The 16,860-nt window shown below is 70.3% G+C and carries 12 protein-coding genes and 1 tRNA gene; 7 read left to right on the forward strand and 6 right to left on the reverse strand.

Features of this window, described 5'->3' with window-relative positions:
- Positions 1–192: 192 nt before the first annotated feature.
- The gene (locus AB0N07_RS45485; protein ID WP_365845911.1) at positions 193–2,775 is read right to left on the reverse strand and encodes an FtsX-like permease family protein; all 2,583 of its coding nucleotides are present in this window, start codon (positions 2,773–2,775) and stop codon (positions 193–195) included.
- Positions 2,772–3,560: an ABC transporter ATP-binding protein gene (locus tag AB0N07_RS45490; RefSeq protein ID WP_365845913.1), complete on the reverse strand. Its 789-nt coding sequence runs from the start codon at positions 3,558–3,560 to the stop codon at positions 2,772–2,774. Before AB0N07_RS45490 ends, AB0N07_RS45485 begins: the two co-directional genes overlap by 4 nt.
- 489 nt (positions 3,561–4,049) lie before the next feature.
- Here AB0N07_RS45490 and AB0N07_RS45495 point away from each other — a divergent pair, with 489 nt between their 5' ends.
- The 3 genes from AB0N07_RS45495 (at position 4,050) to AB0N07_RS45505 (ending at position 7,822) form a co-directional block, all read left to right on the forward strand.
- A complete protein-coding gene (locus tag AB0N07_RS45495) occupies positions 4,050–5,549 on the forward strand; it encodes an MFS transporter (protein ID WP_365845916.1) in 1,500 nt (499 codons plus the stop codon).
- Between the two features lie 216 nt (positions 5,550–5,765).
- On the forward strand, positions 5,766–6,212 hold the full coding sequence (locus tag AB0N07_RS45500; RefSeq protein ID WP_365845919.1) for a DUF485 domain-containing protein: 447 nt from the start codon (positions 5,766–5,768) through the stop codon (positions 6,210–6,212).
- On the forward strand, positions 6,209–7,822 hold the full coding sequence (locus tag AB0N07_RS45505) for a cation acetate symporter (protein WP_365845922.1): 1,614 nt from the start codon (positions 6,209–6,211) through the stop codon (positions 7,820–7,822). Before AB0N07_RS45500 ends, AB0N07_RS45505 begins: the two co-directional genes overlap by 4 nt.
- 82 nt (positions 7,823–7,904) lie before the next feature.
- On the opposite strand, the gene AB0N07_RS45510 is transcribed toward AB0N07_RS45505, so the two are convergent.
- The 3 genes from AB0N07_RS45510 to AB0N07_RS45520 all read right to left on the reverse strand — a co-directional run bounded on the left by AB0N07_RS45510 (position 7,905) and on the right by AB0N07_RS45520 (position 12,891).
- Entirely contained in the window at positions 7,905–8,792 is an 888-nt protein-coding gene (locus tag AB0N07_RS45510) for a cellulose-binding protein (RefSeq protein WP_365845924.1), read from the reverse strand.
- Positions 8,793–8,998: 206 nt separating this feature from the next.
- The gene (locus AB0N07_RS45515; protein ID WP_365845931.1) at positions 8,999–11,884 is read right to left on the reverse strand and encodes an SUKH-4 family immunity protein; all 2,886 of its coding nucleotides are present in this window, start codon (positions 11,882–11,884) and stop codon (positions 8,999–9,001) included.
- A gap of 8 nt (positions 11,885–11,892) precedes the next feature.
- Complete coding sequence (locus tag AB0N07_RS45520; RefSeq protein WP_365845926.1) at positions 11,893–12,891, reverse strand: SMI1/KNR4 family protein; 999 nt, start codon at positions 12,889–12,891, stop codon at positions 11,893–11,895.
- A 295-nt stretch (positions 12,892–13,186) separates the two neighbouring features.
- On the opposite strand from AB0N07_RS45520, the gene AB0N07_RS45525 reads away from it, so the two are divergent.
- Positions 13,187–13,723, forward strand: coding sequence for a YwqJ-related putative deaminase (locus tag AB0N07_RS45525; protein ID WP_344402179.1), 537 nt, complete (start codon positions 13,187–13,189; stop codon positions 13,721–13,723).
- Between the two features lie 71 nt (positions 13,724–13,794).
- The gene (locus AB0N07_RS45530; protein WP_365845933.1) at positions 13,795–14,289 is read left to right on the forward strand and encodes an SUKH-3 domain-containing protein; all 495 of its coding nucleotides are present in this window, start codon (positions 13,795–13,797) and stop codon (positions 14,287–14,289) included.
- 24 nt (positions 14,290–14,313) lie between these two features.
- Here AB0N07_RS45530 and AB0N07_RS45535 read toward each other — a convergent pair whose 3' ends face one another.
- Complete coding sequence (locus AB0N07_RS45535; RefSeq protein ID WP_365845929.1) at positions 14,314–15,618, reverse strand: histidine kinase; 1,305 nt, start codon at positions 15,616–15,618, stop codon at positions 14,314–14,316.
- Between the two features lie 167 nt (positions 15,619–15,785).
- On the opposite strand from AB0N07_RS45535, the gene AB0N07_RS45540 reads away from it, so the two are divergent.
- Positions 15,786–16,658 carry a hypothetical protein gene (locus AB0N07_RS45540; RefSeq protein WP_365845934.1) on the forward strand — a complete coding sequence of 291 codons (873 nt, stop codon included), beginning with the start codon at positions 15,786–15,788 and terminating at the stop codon, positions 16,656–16,658.
- An 11-nt stretch (positions 16,659–16,669) separates the two neighbouring features.
- Positions 16,670–16,740: transfer RNA gene (locus AB0N07_RS45545), tRNA-Gln, on the forward strand.
- The last annotated feature ends 120 nt before the right edge of the window (positions 16,741–16,860 follow it).

Consider the following 16,860-nt stretch of genomic DNA (forward strand, 5'->3'; position numbering starts at 1 on the left):
GCTTTCGGCCTGAACGGCCTCGTCCTCAAACTCCCCCACTCTCGGCTTCGCTCGAGCGGGGGGACCCCCATGACGGGCTGAAAGATCAAGCCCCGGCCGGCGGCAGAAGAGAACAGGCAACTGCCCGGCACCGGCGAGTCCCCCAAGACTCACCGGCACCGGGCGCTCCCCCGCAACCCCCGTCTGCGGTGGCTATTCGGTGGCGATCGCGTTCAGTACGTTCATGCGGCCCGCCCGGAAGGCCGGGATCAGGGCGGCGAACAGGCCCACGAAGGCCGAGCCGAGGAAGACCGAGATCAGGGTGGACCACGGGATTTCGAGGACCTTCAGGCCCTCCAGGGCCAGCAGTTGCTGGGCCGTCGCGCCCCAGCCCATGCCCAGGCCGAGGCCGAGCAGGGCGCCGAACAGGGCGATCACCACGGACTCCATGCGGATCATCCGGCGCAGCTGCCGCCGCGACAGGCCGATCGCCCGCATCAGGCCGATCTCCCTGGTCCGCTCGACCACCGACAGCGCCAGGGTGTTCACGACACCGAGGATCGCGACGATGATCGCGAGGGCCAGCAGGCCGTAGATCATGTTCAGCAGTTGGCCGATCTGGTCCTTCAGCGCCTGCTTGTAGTCGGTCTGGTCGCGCACCTTGTACTGCGGGTAGTCGTGCAGCGCGGACTTCAGCGACTTGTACGCGGCGTCCTGCTGTCCGTCCTTGGCGGTGGCGAAGACCAGCTGGTCCAGGGGCATCTTGTCGGCCGGCACGTACTTGGCGAGCGTGGCGATGGAGGTGTACTTCGCACCCTGGTCGATGACGTCGTCGCTGGTGGTGATCGCGCGCACGGTCAGGTGCGCGGTGGTGGCGCTGTCCTTGAACCTGATGTCGATCTTCGAGCCGAGGTGGATGCCGTGCGCCTTGGCGAACTTCTCGTGCACGGACATCGAGTCCGGCAGATAGGCGTCCTTGAGGTTTCCTGCGACGGTCTTCTTGCGCAGGTCGGTCGCGTACGTCGGGTCGGCCGCCGTGATGTCGGTGTCCTTGAGGGTCTTGCCGTCGGGCGTCGTGTAGTCGGCCTTGGCCGTCCGGTACTCGGTGACCCGCGCCAGGCCGGGCGTGTCCTTCACGGCCTTGACGGCCTGCGGTGTGACGAGCTGGCTGCCGTCGGACTGGATGATGAAGTCCGTGCCGACGGTCTTGTCGAGCTGGTCCGTCGCGGAGGCGACCATGGAGGAGCCGACCACCGAGAGGCAGGCGACCAGGGCGAGGCCGATCATCAGGGCGGCGCCCGTGGCGCCCGTACGGCGCGGGTTGCGCAGCGCGTTGCGTTCGGCCATCCGTCCGACCGGTCCGAAGGCCCGCAGCAGTACGGCGCCGAGGACGCGCACCACGCCGCCCGCGAGGAGCGGGCCGATGACGACGAACCCGATGAGCGACAACACGACGCCGAGGCCCAGCCACAGCGAGCCGTCCTTCGCCTTGTCGACATTGGCGGCCAGGTACAGGCTGTAGCCGCCGGCGCCGGTGAGGACCAGGCCCACCAGGGCCCGTATGCGGCCCGCCTTGGCGTCGGCGGGGGCGCCGGCGTCGCGCAGTGCGGCCATCGGGGAGACCTTGCCGGCCCGGCGGGCGGGCAGGTAGGCGGCGAGGACGGTGACGACGACGCCGAGCAGGAGACCGACCACCGGGGTCGTCCAGGCGACCGTCAGGTCACTGGTCGACAGGTGCATGCCCATCTGGCCCATGAGCTTCATCAGGCCGACCGCGAGGCCGACACCCGCGCCGACACCGAGCACGGACCCGAAGACGCCGAGCAGCAGTGCCTCGGCGAGCACCGACCGGTTGACCTGCTTGCGGCTGGACCCGATGGCCCGCATCAGGCCGATCTCACGGGTCCGCTGGGCGACCAGCATCGAGAAGGTGTCGATGATCAGGAAGATGCCGACGAGGAAGGCGATCCCGGCGAAGCCGAGCATCGCGTACTTCATGACGTTCATGAAGCCCTCGATGTTCTTCTGGTTGGCGTCGGCGGTCTCCTTGGCGGTCTGCACCTTGTAGCCGGTGCCGAGCGCCGCGACGACGTTCTTCTTCAGCTGCGGGTCGGTCGTTCCGGACGCGGCGGTGACGTTGACGTTCGTGTAGACGCCGGTCCTGCCGACAAGTGTCTCCTGCGCCGTCCTGGTGTCCAGGTAGAAGATCGCCGCGCCGGGGTTGGTGACCTGGAAGTCCGCGATGCCGGAGATCTTCGCGTTGTGCGTGCCGATCGCGCTGATCACGCTGAGCGAGTCACCGAGCTTCAGGTGGTGCTTGTCGGCGGTGTCCTTGTCGACCATCACCTGGTCCGGCCCCTTGGGCGCCGTACCGGAGCTGATCTTCATGGTGCGGGCGTCGTTGCCGTTCCAGTTCCCGACGATGATCGGACCGCCGCCGCTCGGCGACAGGCTGTCCTTCTGGGCGTCGACGACGGTCACGGAGGTGGAGAAGACGGTCCCTTCCGCCGCCTTCACACCCTGCGCGGCGCGCACCTCGGCGACCACGGAGGCCGGCATGACCGGCGGCCTGCCGTTGTCGGAGGTCGTCTCCCCGCTGTCCGAGGCGCCCTTGGCGCTGACGGTCACGTCGGAGGAAGTGGCCTGGAACAGCTTGTCGAAGGTCGAATTCATGGTGTCCGTGAAAACGAGAGTTCCACAGACGAAGGCGACGGACAGCAGGACGGCAACGGCCGACAGGGCCATTCGCCCCTTGTGCGCGAAGAAGTTGCGCATCGAAGTCTTCAGCACGGTCATGACGTGCGCCCCCGGGCGTCGAAGTCCTTCATACGGTCGAGGACGGCGTCCGCGGTCGGCTTGTACATCTCGTCGACGATCCTGCCGTCGGCGAGATACAGCACCCGGTCCGCATACGAGGCCGCCACCGGGTCGTGCGTGACCATCACGATGGTCTGCCCGAGCTCGTCGACCGACCTGCGCAGGAAGCCCAACACCTCTGCTCCGGCACGGGAGTCGAGGTTTCCGGTCGGCTCGTCACCGAAGATGATCTCGGGCCGCGCGGCCAGCGCCCGGGCCACGGCCACGCGCTGCTGCTGACCGCCGGAGAGCTGGGTGGGCCGGTGCTTGAGCCGGTCGCTCAGCCCGACGGTGTCCACGACCCGCGCCAGCCACTGCTTGTCGGGCTTGCGCCCGGCGATGTCCATGGGCAGCGTGATGTTCTCGAGCGCGTTCAGCGTCGGCAGCAGGTTGAACGCCTGGAAGATGAACCCGATCCGGTCCCGGCGCAGCTTGGTGAGCTTCTTGTCCTTGAGCCCGGTGATCTCGGTCTCGTCGAGGTAGATCTGCCCCGAGGAGACGGTGTCGAGCCCGGCCAGGCAGTGCATGAGGGTGGACTTGCCGGACCCCGAGGGGCCCATGATCGCGGTGAACTGCCCACGGGCGATGTCGACGTCCACGTGGTCGAGGGCGACGACACGGGTCTCGCCGGCCCCGTACGCCTTCACGACCTGCCGCGCCCGCGCGGCTACGGCCGTACGCCCTCCAGTGCCCCCGTGCCTGGGAATGGTCACGGCCGAAGTCATGGTAAATCTCCTATGTCGGTTGTGAAGATGACGCACGAGTGCTGCGTCGGACCGGTCCTGCCGGATGTGCTGTGCTGGTTACGCGAATGAGTCTGGCCTCGCAGAGGGGTCCGGCGCGCTGGTGCTCGGCACCCTCTTGTACTGGGGAAAACCCCACCCCCGCCGGTTCGGTCAACCACCCCTCACCGGCGCCCCAGCGACGTGAAACCAGGTTAAGGACGCCCCCCGGCCGTTCTCCTCCTCCGGCGGTACGAACCCTCCCCGGGCCGTAGTACGGAGGAACCCCTAGGGGCAGTCCACCGACGGGTGGAGACGTTCTCGGGGTTGCGGTCCACCCTCCGGCCCAGTCGGCTTCCACCCTCCCGTCGCAATCGACAGGTGCCGCGCGAAGCGCGTCGTTGAGGGGTGGGGGTCGGGCGACGGGCGGGCCGAGTGGGAAGCTGTTCGGCGGCAGATGGATGCAAGGGGAATGCAACGGGAAGGAATCCTGTGGACCAGGGGGAGGCCGGGATACGGACGGCTGCGACGGAGCGCACGCAGGACACGCACAGACGCGGCGCCGTGGTCGCCGCCCTCATGCTCGCCATGGCGCTCGCCGCCCTCGACGCCACGATCGTCTCGACAGCCGTCCCGCAGATCGTCGGAGACCTGGGCGGTTTCTCGGTCTTCTCCTGGCTGTTCTCCGGCTATCTGCTCGCCGTGACGGTGACGCTCCCGGTGTACGGCAAGCTGTCGGACACCTTCGGCCGCAAGCCGGTCCTGATAGCGGGCGCCTCGGTGTTCCTGGCCGGCTCGCTGCTGTGCGCGGTGGCCTGGAACATGGGCGCGCTGATCGCTTTCCGCATCCTCCAGGGCCTGGGCGGCGGAGCGCTCCAGGGCACGGTGCAGACGCTCGCCGCCGACCTCTACCCGCTCAAGGACCGCCCGAAGATCCAGTCCAAGCTGTCCACGGTGTGGGCGGTGTCGGCGGTGGCCGGCCCGGGGGTGGGAGGTGTCCTGGCCGCCTATGCGGACTGGCGCTGGATCTTCCTGGTCAACCTCCCCATCGGCGCTGTGGCGTTGTGGCTGGTCGTCCGTCATCTGCACGAGCCGCAGCGCAAGTCGGCCGAGCCTGCCCGTATCGACTGGGCGGGTGCGCTGGCGGTGTTCGCGTGCGGGGGCGTCCTGCTGACGGCCCTGGTGCAGGGCGGGGTGGCCTGGCCCTGGCTGTCGGGTCCGTCAACGGCCTTGTTCGGTACGGGACTTGCGCTGGCCGGGGTGGTGGTCCTGGTCGAACGCCGGGCGGCTGAGCCGATCATCCCCGGCTGGGTGTGGCGGCGCCGTACGATCGCGGCGGTCAATCTCGCCCTGGGGGCGCTGGGACTGCTGATGGTGGCACCGAGCGTGTTCCTGCCGACATACGCGCAGTCCGTGCTGGGCCTGGCCCCGGTGGCGGCCGGCTTCGTCCTGTCCGTCTGGACGCTGAGCTGGCCGGTCTCGGCGGCGCTGAGCCAGCACGTGTACCGGCGGATCGGCTTCCGCAACACCGCGATGCTGGGCATCGGGACGGCGGCGCTGATCCTGTTCGCGTTCCCGTTCCTGCCCTATCCGGGCCGGGCGTGGCAGCCGGCCCTGCTGATGCTGCTGCTCGGCGCGGCCCTGGGCCTGTTCCAGCTCCCGCTGATCGTGGGCGTGCAGTCGACGGTGGAGTGGGCGGAGCGCGGCACGACCACGGCGTCGGTGCTGTTCTGCCGCCAGACCGGCCAGACCATCGGGGCGTCGGTGTTCGGCGCGGTGGCCAACGGGGTGCTCGCCGGCCGGCTGGGCGGTGCGAGCGACCTGGACTCGGTGACCCGGGGCCTGGACGGGGGTGTGGTGCCTCAGGCCACGCGGCGGGCGATCGCGGACGCGGTGCACGCGGTGTATCTGGGCGCCGGGTGCGCGGCCGCCGCGGCCTTCCTGGTGCTGCTGTTCCTCGCCCCGCGCCGCTTCCCCGTGCTCAAGGACTGACGGTCCACGGCGCGGGCCTCGACCCGTCTTCGGCCGCAAAAGTCCGAGTTAACGCGGGTAACACCGCAGGTCAGCGTAGTAAGCGCATACCGACCGGCCAGTTTGGTGAAAACGCCGCGCGACCGGAAACCGGCGAGTAGCGTGCGTGGCTCCGCACCGCCCCCCAATCTCCCTGCGGTCCCCGCACAGGACCCGAGCCACGCAAGGAGCACCGGGATGTCCTACGACCGGTCCCCGTCGTACCCGTACCGCCATGCACCGCAGAACACGTCCCTGCCGTACGAGGCCACCTACCCGTGGATGCCGCCCACCCCGCCGCCCGAACCGGCCCGACGGCGCCGCCCGCCCCAGGCCCCTCTCGGCCACCACAGCGATCTGCGGATCCTGCGCAGTGCGTACCGCTGGCAGCGGCGCACCGCCACCCTCACCGCACTCGGCTACTTCACGCTGTTCCTGATCCTGTCGGCGTTCGCCCCGTCGTTCATGACGACCACCGTCACCGACGGACTGCCCACCGGGCTGCTGCTGGGCCTGCTCCAGATACCCGTCACCTGGCTGGCGATCGGGCTGTACGAGCACACGGCCCGCCGCTACGTCGACCCGATCGCGGAGCGCATCCGCAAGCAGGCCGAGCTGGACGCCAAGCGGGAGGCGGCGCGATGACCACCGGGTTCAGCGGAAACGCCCAGGCCATGTCCCTCGTCGCCTTCTCCACCGTCGCCGCGATCACCCTGCTGCTGTGCGTGATGACCGGCCCGGACGGCGACGACCTCGACGAGTTCTACACCGGCTACGGCTCCCTCTCGCCCATGCGCAACGGCCTCGCCATCGCCGGCGACTACATCTCCGCGGCGAGCGTGCTCGGCACGGGCGGCGTGATCGCCCTGTGCGGCTACGACGGGATCGCTCTCGCCCTGAGCACCGCACTGTCGCTGATGCTGCTGATGTTCCTGCTGGCCGAACCCCTGCGCAACGCGGGCCGGTTCACCATGGGGGACGCGCTGGCCCGCCGTATGCCGGGCCGCGGAGTACGTATCACCGCCTGCGTGGTCACCATCGCCGCACTGCTGCCGCTGATGCTGGTCCAACTGGCGGGCACCGGGCAGCTGCTGGCGTTCATCCTCGGTTTCTCCGGCGACTCGCTGAAGACCGGCTGCATCATCGGGCTCGGCGCCCTGATGATCAGCTACGCGGCGATCGGCGGCATGAAGGGCACCGCCCTCATCCAGATCCTGAAGATCGTGATGCTGCTCGGCTCGGGCGCCGTGGTCGCCCTGCTGGTGCTGCAGCGCTTCGACTGGGACCCGGGAGCGCTGTTCAACGCCGCGGCCGCGCAGAGCGGGGTCGGCTCCGCCTTCCTGCATTCCGGCGTCGAGTTCGCGGGCAGCTCCAACCCCCGCCTGGACATGATCACTTCGGAGCTCACGGTCGTCCTCGGCGGCGCCTGTCTGCCGCACGTCACCATGCGCATGTACACCGCGCGCAGCGCCCGCCAGGTGCGACGCTCGATGTCGTGGGCGGTGTCCTCGGTGGTGCTGTTCGTGCTCATCATGACGGTCGTCGGGTTCGGCGCGACGGCGCTGATCGGCCGGGCGGTGATCGCGCAGGCCGACCCGCGGGGCAACACGGCCTATCTGCTCGGCTCACGGGCGGCCTTCGGTGCGAGCGTGTCGACGTCGGAGACGTTCCTGTTCACCACGGTCACCACGGCGATCTTCCTGACCCTGCTCGCCTCGGTCGCCGGGATGATCCTCGCCTGCGCCAACTCCCTCGCCCACGACGTCTTCGCCGCCCGGGTGCAGGAGCTGTCGGAGCGCCGCGAGATGCTGCTGGCCCGCGTCTCGGCCCTCGCGGTGGGCATCCCGGCGATCCTGCTGGCCACCCTGGTCCAGCACCGCAGCCTGCAGCCCCTGGTGACCCTGTCCTTCTGCCTGGGCGCCTCCGCGATCGCCCCCGCCCTGGTCTACAGCCTCTTCTGGCGCCGCTACACCCGCATGGGCCTGCTGTGCACGCTGATCGGCGGCACGCTCGCGGTCCTGCTGATCATGCCGGGCACCAACCTGGTCTCCGGCTCCCCGGTCTCCGCCTTCCCCGACGCCGACTTCAACTGGTTCCCGTTCACGACCACCGGCCTGGTGACGATCCCCCTGGGCTTCGCCTTCGGCTGGCTCGGCACAGTGGCCTCCGGCCAGCGGGCGTCGGAGGAACAGCGGCGCCAGTACGAGGCCGTCGAGGGGTGGATCCTGGCAGGAGCGGTACGCAGAAGCGGGTGACGGGCCTGCGGCACGCAGGCGACGCCGAACGTGGTCGGCGGGACGGAGGCGCGGCCCGTGCCGGGCGCCTCCGTCCCGCCCGTCACTCCCCCGACGCCGAACCCGTCAACGCCGTAAGACTGTTGCGTACGTTGTCCATCTGGACCTGCATCTCGTCGGACTGCTCGCTGTGCTGCTGCAGCACCTGCTCCGTCTCCCGGGCGATCTGCTCCTCCTGCCGCCGCGCCGCCGCGAGGATCTCCGCGGCGCGTGCGTTCGCCTCCTCCTGGCAGCGGTGGGCGTACTCCTCCGCCTCCATGAACTCCCGCCTCGCCTCGGTCAGCTCGGCCTCCGCCCGAGCCGTCAGCCCGGCGCTGTGCGCATCGATCGCCGCCGCCCGCTCGGCCTCGTCCCGCTCCACCTCGTCCCACCGCTCGGCGAACTCCTGGGCCTGCTCGGCGAGTTTCACGGTGGCGCGCTGCCGTGCCTCCCTGAGCAAGGACAGCACCTCGCCCCGGCCCTCCTTCAGCGCCTGCCGGGCGCCGATGCGGATCTCGTCGGCCTCGGCACGGGCCGCGAGCAGCCGCTGACCGGCGTGTTCCTCGGCCTCGGCGAGTACCGCCTCGGCGTGCGCCTGAGCGGCGTCGAGCACGCTGCTCGCGTGCGCCTGGGCGGCCTCCACCAGGCGCTGCGCCTCCTGCCGGGCGCGCTCTCCTACGGCCGCGGCCTCCTCCTGCACATGCCGGAAGAGGTCCCGGGCGCCCTCCCCGAGCGCCTCATACGTCTGGGGGGTCAGCTGCGACACGGTCTCCCGCAGCATCGCCGCCTCCGCCTCCATGTCCTTGGCGAGGACGGTGAGCCGGGCCGCCCGCTCCCAGGCGGCGTCCCGGTCCAGGGAGAGCGCCTCGGCGAACGCTTCGACCTGTTCAGGGCAGTAGCCGCGCCCCCGTACGGCCCCGAAGCCATGGGGCGAGATCGGTGTGCTGCTCATCCTGGAACCCCTCTCCGCCGAACTCTCCGCCGTACGGGCGCGCAATGATGATTTCGCGCACATCTTGATATATCGGGCAGAAGTGTTCATAACGCGACACTCCGTAGGCGGATCGCGATCGGCGTACGAACGCAAAAGGGCCGGGCCGGTCACAACGACCGGCCCGGCCCCGCAGCAAGCAGCCCAGGTTCCTCAGCAGCGGTGCATCACAGCAGCCCGTCCCACATCTGCTCCAGCAGCACCGACCACCAGCTCTCCGGCGAACCGAGCGCCGCCGGGTCGAGGGAGGCCAGCTGGGCCTGGAAGTCGACGGTCCAACGGCCCGCCTGCTCCTGGTTCAGACCGAACCTGAGCCGCCACATCCGGCCCAGCAGCGCCAGACACCGCTGGAACTCGGGCAGCCCCGTGTTCACGAACTGCGGCGGCACGGGCGCACCGCCGGGCCCGGCCTCCACCGGTACGGCCACGATGTTCGCGGTGCCGTACTGCACACACACCGCCCGGCCGAAGTCGCTGCCCATGACGAGATACGAGCCCGCGTCCGGGGCCGGCTGCACACCGCGCTCCTGCGCGAGTTCGGCGAGCGTCGGCACCGGCCGCCCCGGCTGGGCCTGCGCCCAGAAGAACGGACCCATGTCCGTCGGCAGCCCCGCCGCCACCAGCGAGTGCGCCACGACCGGCGGCACACCCTGCCGGGACACGGCGGCCTGCTCGAACCGGAACACACCCGGCCCGAACGCACCCGCCAGCTCCTGCCCCACCGCCTCCGGCGGAATCGGCGGCGCCGACTGCACCGGCGGCAACGGCGCCCGCACCGGAGCAGGACGGGCCGGCCCGTCCGCCACCTGGTGCAACTCGCCCTGGTGCGCCAGCAGTTGCTGCATGCCCTGCTGCCGGCTCGCGTGATCCGTCCCGTACGGCGCGATGGACGTGATCCGCGCCTGCGGCCACTGCTCCCGGATCATCCGCGCACAGTACGCGCCCGGCAGCTCGCACGACTCCAGCTCCGTGTGCAGCTCCAGCACCTGGTCCGGCGGCACGTTCATGCCGCGCAGCTCATGGAAGATCTGCCACTCCGGATGCGGCACACCCGGCGCCGACCGCCGAATCAACTGCTGCTCGGACCCGTCCTGCGCCCGGTACCGAAGCACGGCCTGATAACCGGGCCCCACGGTGGGCTGCCCCTGCGGCTGCGGGTAGCCGTATGCGGGGGGCTGGGGGGCGCCGGGCACCGGCGGCGGGGGCGCACCGGGTGCGCCTACGGGGGGCCCGGCAAGCACGGTCTCCGCATGGTGTACGGCACCTCGACCACCGGAGGGAGCGCCGGGAGCGCCAGGGGGCGGCTGGGTGCCGGGGACGCCCGGCGGCTGCGGGAAGCCGGGGGCGCCGGGAGGCGGCGGGGTGCCCGGGGTCGCGGGTGCACCCGGAGCGCCCTGCGGCTGCGGAAAACCAGGAGCCCCCGGACCACCGGGAGGCGGCGGGAAGCCAGGACCACCCGGAGCACCGGGGCCCATCGGAGGCTGCGGGGCGCCCGAGCCACCCGGAGCACCGGAAGGCCCAGAACCACCAGAACCACCAGGTCCACCAGGAGGCGGCGGGAAGCCAGGACCACCCGGAGCACCGGGAGGCGGCGGGAAGCCGGGGCCTGCGGGCGTGCCAGTGGCACCCGGCGCCTGCGGAACACCAGGCGCGCCGGGCGCCCCCGGAGCCGCAGGAGGCTGGGGCGGGGCACCCATGCCAGGAGCACCCGAGGCGAAGGGAGCGCCGGGCGCGCTCGGTGCACCCGGGGCGCCCGGAAACACCTGCCCGCCAGGCGCACCCGGACCGCCGGGGGCACCCGGAGGCTGCGGTGCACCCGCACCCGGAATACCCGGCGCCCCCGGAGGCTGCGGTGCCCCCGGCCCCATCCGGCCGGGGTCGGCGAGCATCGTGGCGGCTTGGTGGACGTTGGCCGGAGGCGGGCCGCCGGGCGCGTTCGGCGCGCCGGGCGGGTGGGGGACACCCGGGGGAGTCGGCGCATTCGGGCCCGGCGGAGTGGGCGCAACCCCCTCAGGCCCGTCGGGGCCGAGCGCCGACACCAGCTGCGTCGGTACGTACCCGCCCGCACCGGGTCCCGGCGGAGGCGGCGGCGCGCTGCCAGGCCGCGCACCCGGCGTTCCCGGAGCGCTCGGCGGAGGCGGCGTGGACGAACCCCGGCGCGACTGAGGAGCCGCCTTGCTCGTCGCCGCGTCGGCGATGTCCCCGGCATTCGGGGCCGGCGGCCGCCCCGGCGCCTGCGGGTAGCCGTAAGAAGGCGCGGGCGGAGCCCCGGCACCCGGCTGCGGATAGCCGTACGACGGAGGGGCCGGCGGCGGAGGCGGCGCCCCCTGCGCTGCCGCACCCTGCGGATACCCATAGCCCGGCGGCGCCGCAGGCGTACCACCCGAAGCCGCCGGCTCATCAAGCGCCGACTCCTCCGTGGTCCGCGGAAGCCGGCTGCCGCCCGCCATCAGGGCCGTCTCGGCGTCCGGCGGCGTCTCCTCGCCCGCATCGTTCAACGGCGGCGCGAACACGGTCGCGGGCAGCGGAACGGAAAGGTCCTCGCCACCGCCGTTGGTGTCCGTCCCCGCCCAGGGAGTCGGCCCCGCGGGCGCACTCGGCGCGTCACCACTCGCCCCGGCCTCCGGCCACGCCGCTCCACCACCCGACGAAGCAGCCGCACCGCCCCGCCGATCCGCCATCCCCAACTTGTCCGCCGCCTCCTGCAACCACTCCGGCGGACTCAACAGGAACGACGTCTGATTCAGATCCACCCGCGCCGAAGCCGCCGGCACCCGCTCCGCAGCCTCGTCCCGCCGGCCGTACTCCTCCTCGTACCGGCGAATCACCTCACCCACCGGCAGCGAAGGCCACAGCGTCGCCTCACCACTGTCCCGGGCGATCACCAGCCGCTGCAGACCCCCGTCCGAACGCGGACCCTCCGCCCGGTCCTCGGCCCACACCACGAACCCGAGCCCGAACTCCCGCACCCGCACCTCACGATGCTGATACGCCGGCACATCCCCGTTGATCCACTCCTCGGCGCGCTCCTGCGCCTGCGCGAAGGTCACCATCGCAACGCTCACTCCCCCACCGAAGAGACGGAAGAGACCGGAACGGAATGCGCGAACCCGCCGTCCACCATCAGATTCGCCACCGTCTCCAGCTCCGGCGGATTCCCCGCAAGCCGCGACAAGAACGCGTCGAAGTCCTCACCGCACGGCAGCAACAACCGCTGCACCCGATCCGCCGGCGCCCACGAAGGATCCACGTCCCGCGCGTCGTCATACGCACAGAACCACACCGAACCGGGCCGCTCGCCCTTCACCTTCAACGCCAGCAACCCGCCCTGCACAAACCCAACACCCAAGTAATCCTTGGTCAGATGGTCACGCAGACACTTGTTGACGTAGACCAGATCATTGACCGCCGCCTCGTCCCGCACCGTGAAGAACGGCTGGTCCACCAACAGCCCCAACTCGGCGTCCAGCGCCGCACCCACCGGCGCACACCCACCCGCAGCCTTCAGAAACGAACGGTACGCACCCGGCAACCGATACCCGAGGTCCTCCTCGACCCCCTGCACCTGCGACTCCGTCACCGCCACACCCGACTTCGGCAACCCGAAATGCGCCGGCCGCGTCTCCTGCAACGGCCGCGTCCCCCGCTTGCCCTGATCCACCGCCGCCGTCGCGATCCCACCGTGATGCCGCAGCAACGCCTTCACCTCGACCGGCACCAACTCCAGCCGCCGCGAACCCACCACGTGATGCCACGTCCAGCCGTGCGGCGTCGCCACCGCCGGCACCGTGTCCCACAGTTCATGACCGGAGGCGGCAAGCGCCGCATTCGCCGAGACGTAGTCCGTCAGCCGCAACTCGTCGACACCGAAACCCTCCGGCGGCTCCGCGATCTCCGCAGCAGCACGGGCATAGGGCGAGAAGTCGGGGTAACCGCGCTCATCCACACGTACCCCTCTCGGGTGACGTGCCGCCCGGACCGGATCCGGGAAATGCACGACCTGCCCGGCATAAGCCGCGTTCGGCGGCGCGGCTTGCTGCCCGAGCCGACCTGTCGTCATGGCGGTTGCCCCCTGCGGCGTTCGTTACGGACCGCGATGACCGCCACCGGCCAACCCGCCCCGTATCTCCTGTACAACCCTCTCCACACGTCCGCCGCGTGGATCGCGGTGCCGACAGCCTATGCGGTACGACCGCACCGGTCACCGGGCACCGGTCAGCCACCCTCCGCTTCCGTGACCAGCCGTCACCCCGCCGTGACAGCCCGCCCAAACCCGGGCGTGTCGCACCGCCCCAGCTTCCGCAGGAGCCACGGCATTTGGCACTCTGTGACCTCCGGGGGAGGCTCGGGAGGGGATGACGATCATGAACGCGACGCAGACGGGACCACACACGGCACCGCACACCGGGCCGTCCGGCGACCCCCGCATCGGCTGGAGCGCCACCGAAACCCCCCACGCGCCCACCCTCCTCCACCGCCGCGACGGCATACTCCCCACCATCGCCGCCGCCCTCTCCGTCCGCGGCGCCACCCTCACCGGCACCGCCGCCCGCGGCGACCAGCCCCCACCCCTGCACCCACTCGTCCAGGACTTCCTCGACACCCTCCCCAGCGCCCAACGCGACCGCTTCACCGGCCGCTGCGCCGAAACCATCCTCATCTCCCGCCACATAGCCGCCGCCGACGCCGCCCGCAGCAAACGCGCCACCCGCAAACCCATGACCCACGGCGAAGCCCGCAAAGCCCTCAAGCAGGCCAAACTCACCGCCCGCCGCATCCGCGAGGACGGCGACCCCCTCCACGGCAGCTTCGCCACCCCCTGCCGCGCCTGCACCGCCCTCAGCGCCCACTACGGCGTCCGCATCGTCGACCCCGCGGCAACAGACGGCTGACACCCACCCCCACAAACAACACGGCCCCGCGCCGCACCGTGATCCCAGCGAACTCGACGATCGAAGAGCAGATGCACCCCGACCGCACCTCGACCACGCGCTTCCCCGTACCCGTCGACGCCGCCCTCCGCGCCGCCGGCTGGCAACCCGGACGCTGGGACATAAAACAGGCCGAGATCTGGGCCGACGCCCTCCGCGACCACACCTCACCCGCAGGCCACCGCCACGCCGTCTTCCCCGCCGCCGTAGAAGCCTGGGCCGAATTCGGCGGCCTCCACATCACACCCACCGGACCCGGCCGCCAGATCGCCCCCGCAGCCCTCCACCTCGACCCCCTGCACGGCCTCCACATGGCCCGCACCCTCAACGACCTCGGCCGCGCCCTCGACACCGAAGTCAGCCCCCTCGGCACCGAGACAGAGACCCACTCCCTCCTCGCCGTCGACACCGAAGGCCGCATCTACGCCCTCGATCACACAGGCGACTGGTACCTCGGCCCCGACATCGACCAAGCCCTCGGCGCCCTCGTCTCAGGCATCGAACCCGTACGACTGACAGCCGGCTGAACCCCCGCAAACAGCCAGCGGCCCCTACGCCGCCGGAATCACCGCCGACACCCGGAAACCCCCCGCATCCGTCGGCCCCGACACAAACACCCCACCCAGCGCGGTCACCCGCTCCTTCATCCCCACAAGACCGTTCCCCCCGGACGGCAACCGCGCCGACGACGCCGAAGCCACCTCCGGCGGCGGCTCGTTCTCCACCTGCATCGCAATCTCCGACACCCGATGCGCAAGCCGCACATACGTCTTCGCACCCGCCGCATGCTTGTGGACGTTCGTCAACGCCTCCTGCACCACGCGATACGCGGTCTGCTCGACCTCAGCGGCATACGACCGCACATCCCCCTCCACGGACAGCGCCACCACCATCCCCGCGGCCGCCGACTGCCCGACGAGCTCCTCCAACTCCTCCAGGCACGGCCCCTCCCCCTCATCCACGGCCTTCGAAGCCGCCGCAGCAGCAGCCACCCCCACCGCCGCCAGGGGAACAGACTGCCCGGCCCCCCGCACCCCGCCCCCACTCCGCAGCACCCCGAGCATCTCCCGCAACTCGGTCAACGCCTGCCGCCCCATGTCCCCCACCAGCGCCGCATTCCTGACGGCCTTCTCCGGGTCCTTACGGGCAACGGCCTGCAACGCAGCGGCATGCACCACCATCAGACTCACCCGATGCGCGACCACGTCATGCATCTCCCGCGCAATCCGAGTCCGCTCCTCGTTCCGCGCCCACTCGGCCCGCTCCTCGGCCCGCTCGGCCAGCAGCTGCAACTCACGCTCAAGACTGTCCGCCCGCTCCCGCAAGCTCTCCATCAGCCGGCGCCGAGCCCCGACGTACAGCCCGAGAAGCAGAGGCGGCGCAGTCATCCCGATCGCCGTGGTGATCGCAGCGAACGGAACGAACCAGTCCCCCAGATCCCATGACCCCCGCGCCATGTCCTGCCGCACCCGCACGAACATCACGATCAACATGCCGACGAGCGACATCCCCGCCAGCGAACCGATGATCCGCCGCGGCAGTTCGGAGGCGGCGAGCGTGTACAGCCCGACGACCCCCATCAGATAACCCATCTGGGCCGGCGTAATGGCGATCGACACCAACACCACAGCAATCGGCCACTGCCGCCTCACAAGCAGCGCCGAGCCCGCCAACACCCCGAACACAACCCCCGCGGCCACCGGAATCCCCGCGTCCCGAGCGAACCGAACACCCTCGAACGCACACTCCACCGCGGACACAAAAGCCAAGCTCACGTCCAGCACGGCACTGCGCCACCTGGCCCACCACCACGGCCCTCCCCGGGCCGCCGCGTGCACTTCCCCCGTCGTGGTCATGCCTCCAGCCTACGGGCGTCCACACCCCGTTTTCCGGCGAGTTTTCACGATGGGTCTACACCACACTCCGTAACCGAACGTAAGCGAAACAGACCGATATCCCTCGAACTGCTGAATCGCACATTGTTCGCCCCCGGAAGCCCGGATTCCGCCCTGACGGTATGCCCATGGCACATTCAGATGGCAAATACGCCGACTTCGAGGGACTGCGGGAACGGGCGGTCGCGCTGCGGCGCGCAGGGCTCAGCCGCCGCCAGATCCGCGACCGCCTGCACGTCGACAACAACGACATCCTCAACCGCCTCCTGGAGGGCGAGCCCCCTCCGGAATGGACGAAGCGCCCGAACGCAAGGGACGACCTCCGACACCGGGCAAGGGAGCTCCGGCTCCAGGGCTGGACGTACGACCAGATCCAGGTGGAGCTGGGGTGCTCGAAGAGTTCGATCTCGCTGTGGGTACGGGATCTGCCGAAGCCGGAACGCAAGCGCACTTCCGAGGAGGCGGCGGCCATCGCCAGGCGGGGTTGGGAGGCAAAACTGCAGCTTCGAGACGAGGAGCGCCAACAGACCAAGGACGCCGCCAAGGAAGCAGTCGGTGCACTGTCAGCACGGGAACTCTTCTTGGTGGGCGTGGGGCTCTACTGGGCCGAAGGCAGCAAAGACAAGCCATACCAGCGCCGCGAGAACGTCACCTTCGTCAACAGCGACCCGGGCATGATCCAGGTCTTCCTGGCCTGGCTCGACCTACTGGGGGTCGAACGTGACCGCCTCCGATACGCCGTAATGATCCACGAGAAAGCGGACGTAGCGGGCGCCGAGCAGTACTGGGCCGACCTCGTCTGCGCCGACCGCTCCGCCTTCAACAAGACGACCCTCAAGAGGCACAACCCCAGGACGGTCCGGAAGAACGTCGGCGAGAACTACCGAGGCTGCCTCGTGGTCAAAGTCCTGAAGGGTGCCGACTTGTACCGTCGCATCGAGGGCTCTTGGTACGGCATAGTGGTGTCCACACGCGAAGCCGATCAGCCGAATCGGATATAGCGGACGAACCATCCCGGGTCGTCTAAAGGCAGGACAAATGGTTTTGGTCCATTGAATGAGGGTTCGATTCCTTCCCCGGGAGCATGACAAGTAGCGGGGCCGGAAAAAAAACACCCCGGCCGCACACAATTACCCCCAAAAAAACACCGCAAACCAGCGGATTTGCCCAACAACTCCACAACCCAAAGGGCAACCCCAGGAC

The sequence above is a fragment of the Streptomyces sp. NPDC051172 genome (assembly GCF_040682555.1).
In the GTDB taxonomy this organism is placed as follows: domain Bacteria; phylum Actinomycetota; class Actinomycetes; order Streptomycetales; family Streptomycetaceae; genus Streptomyces.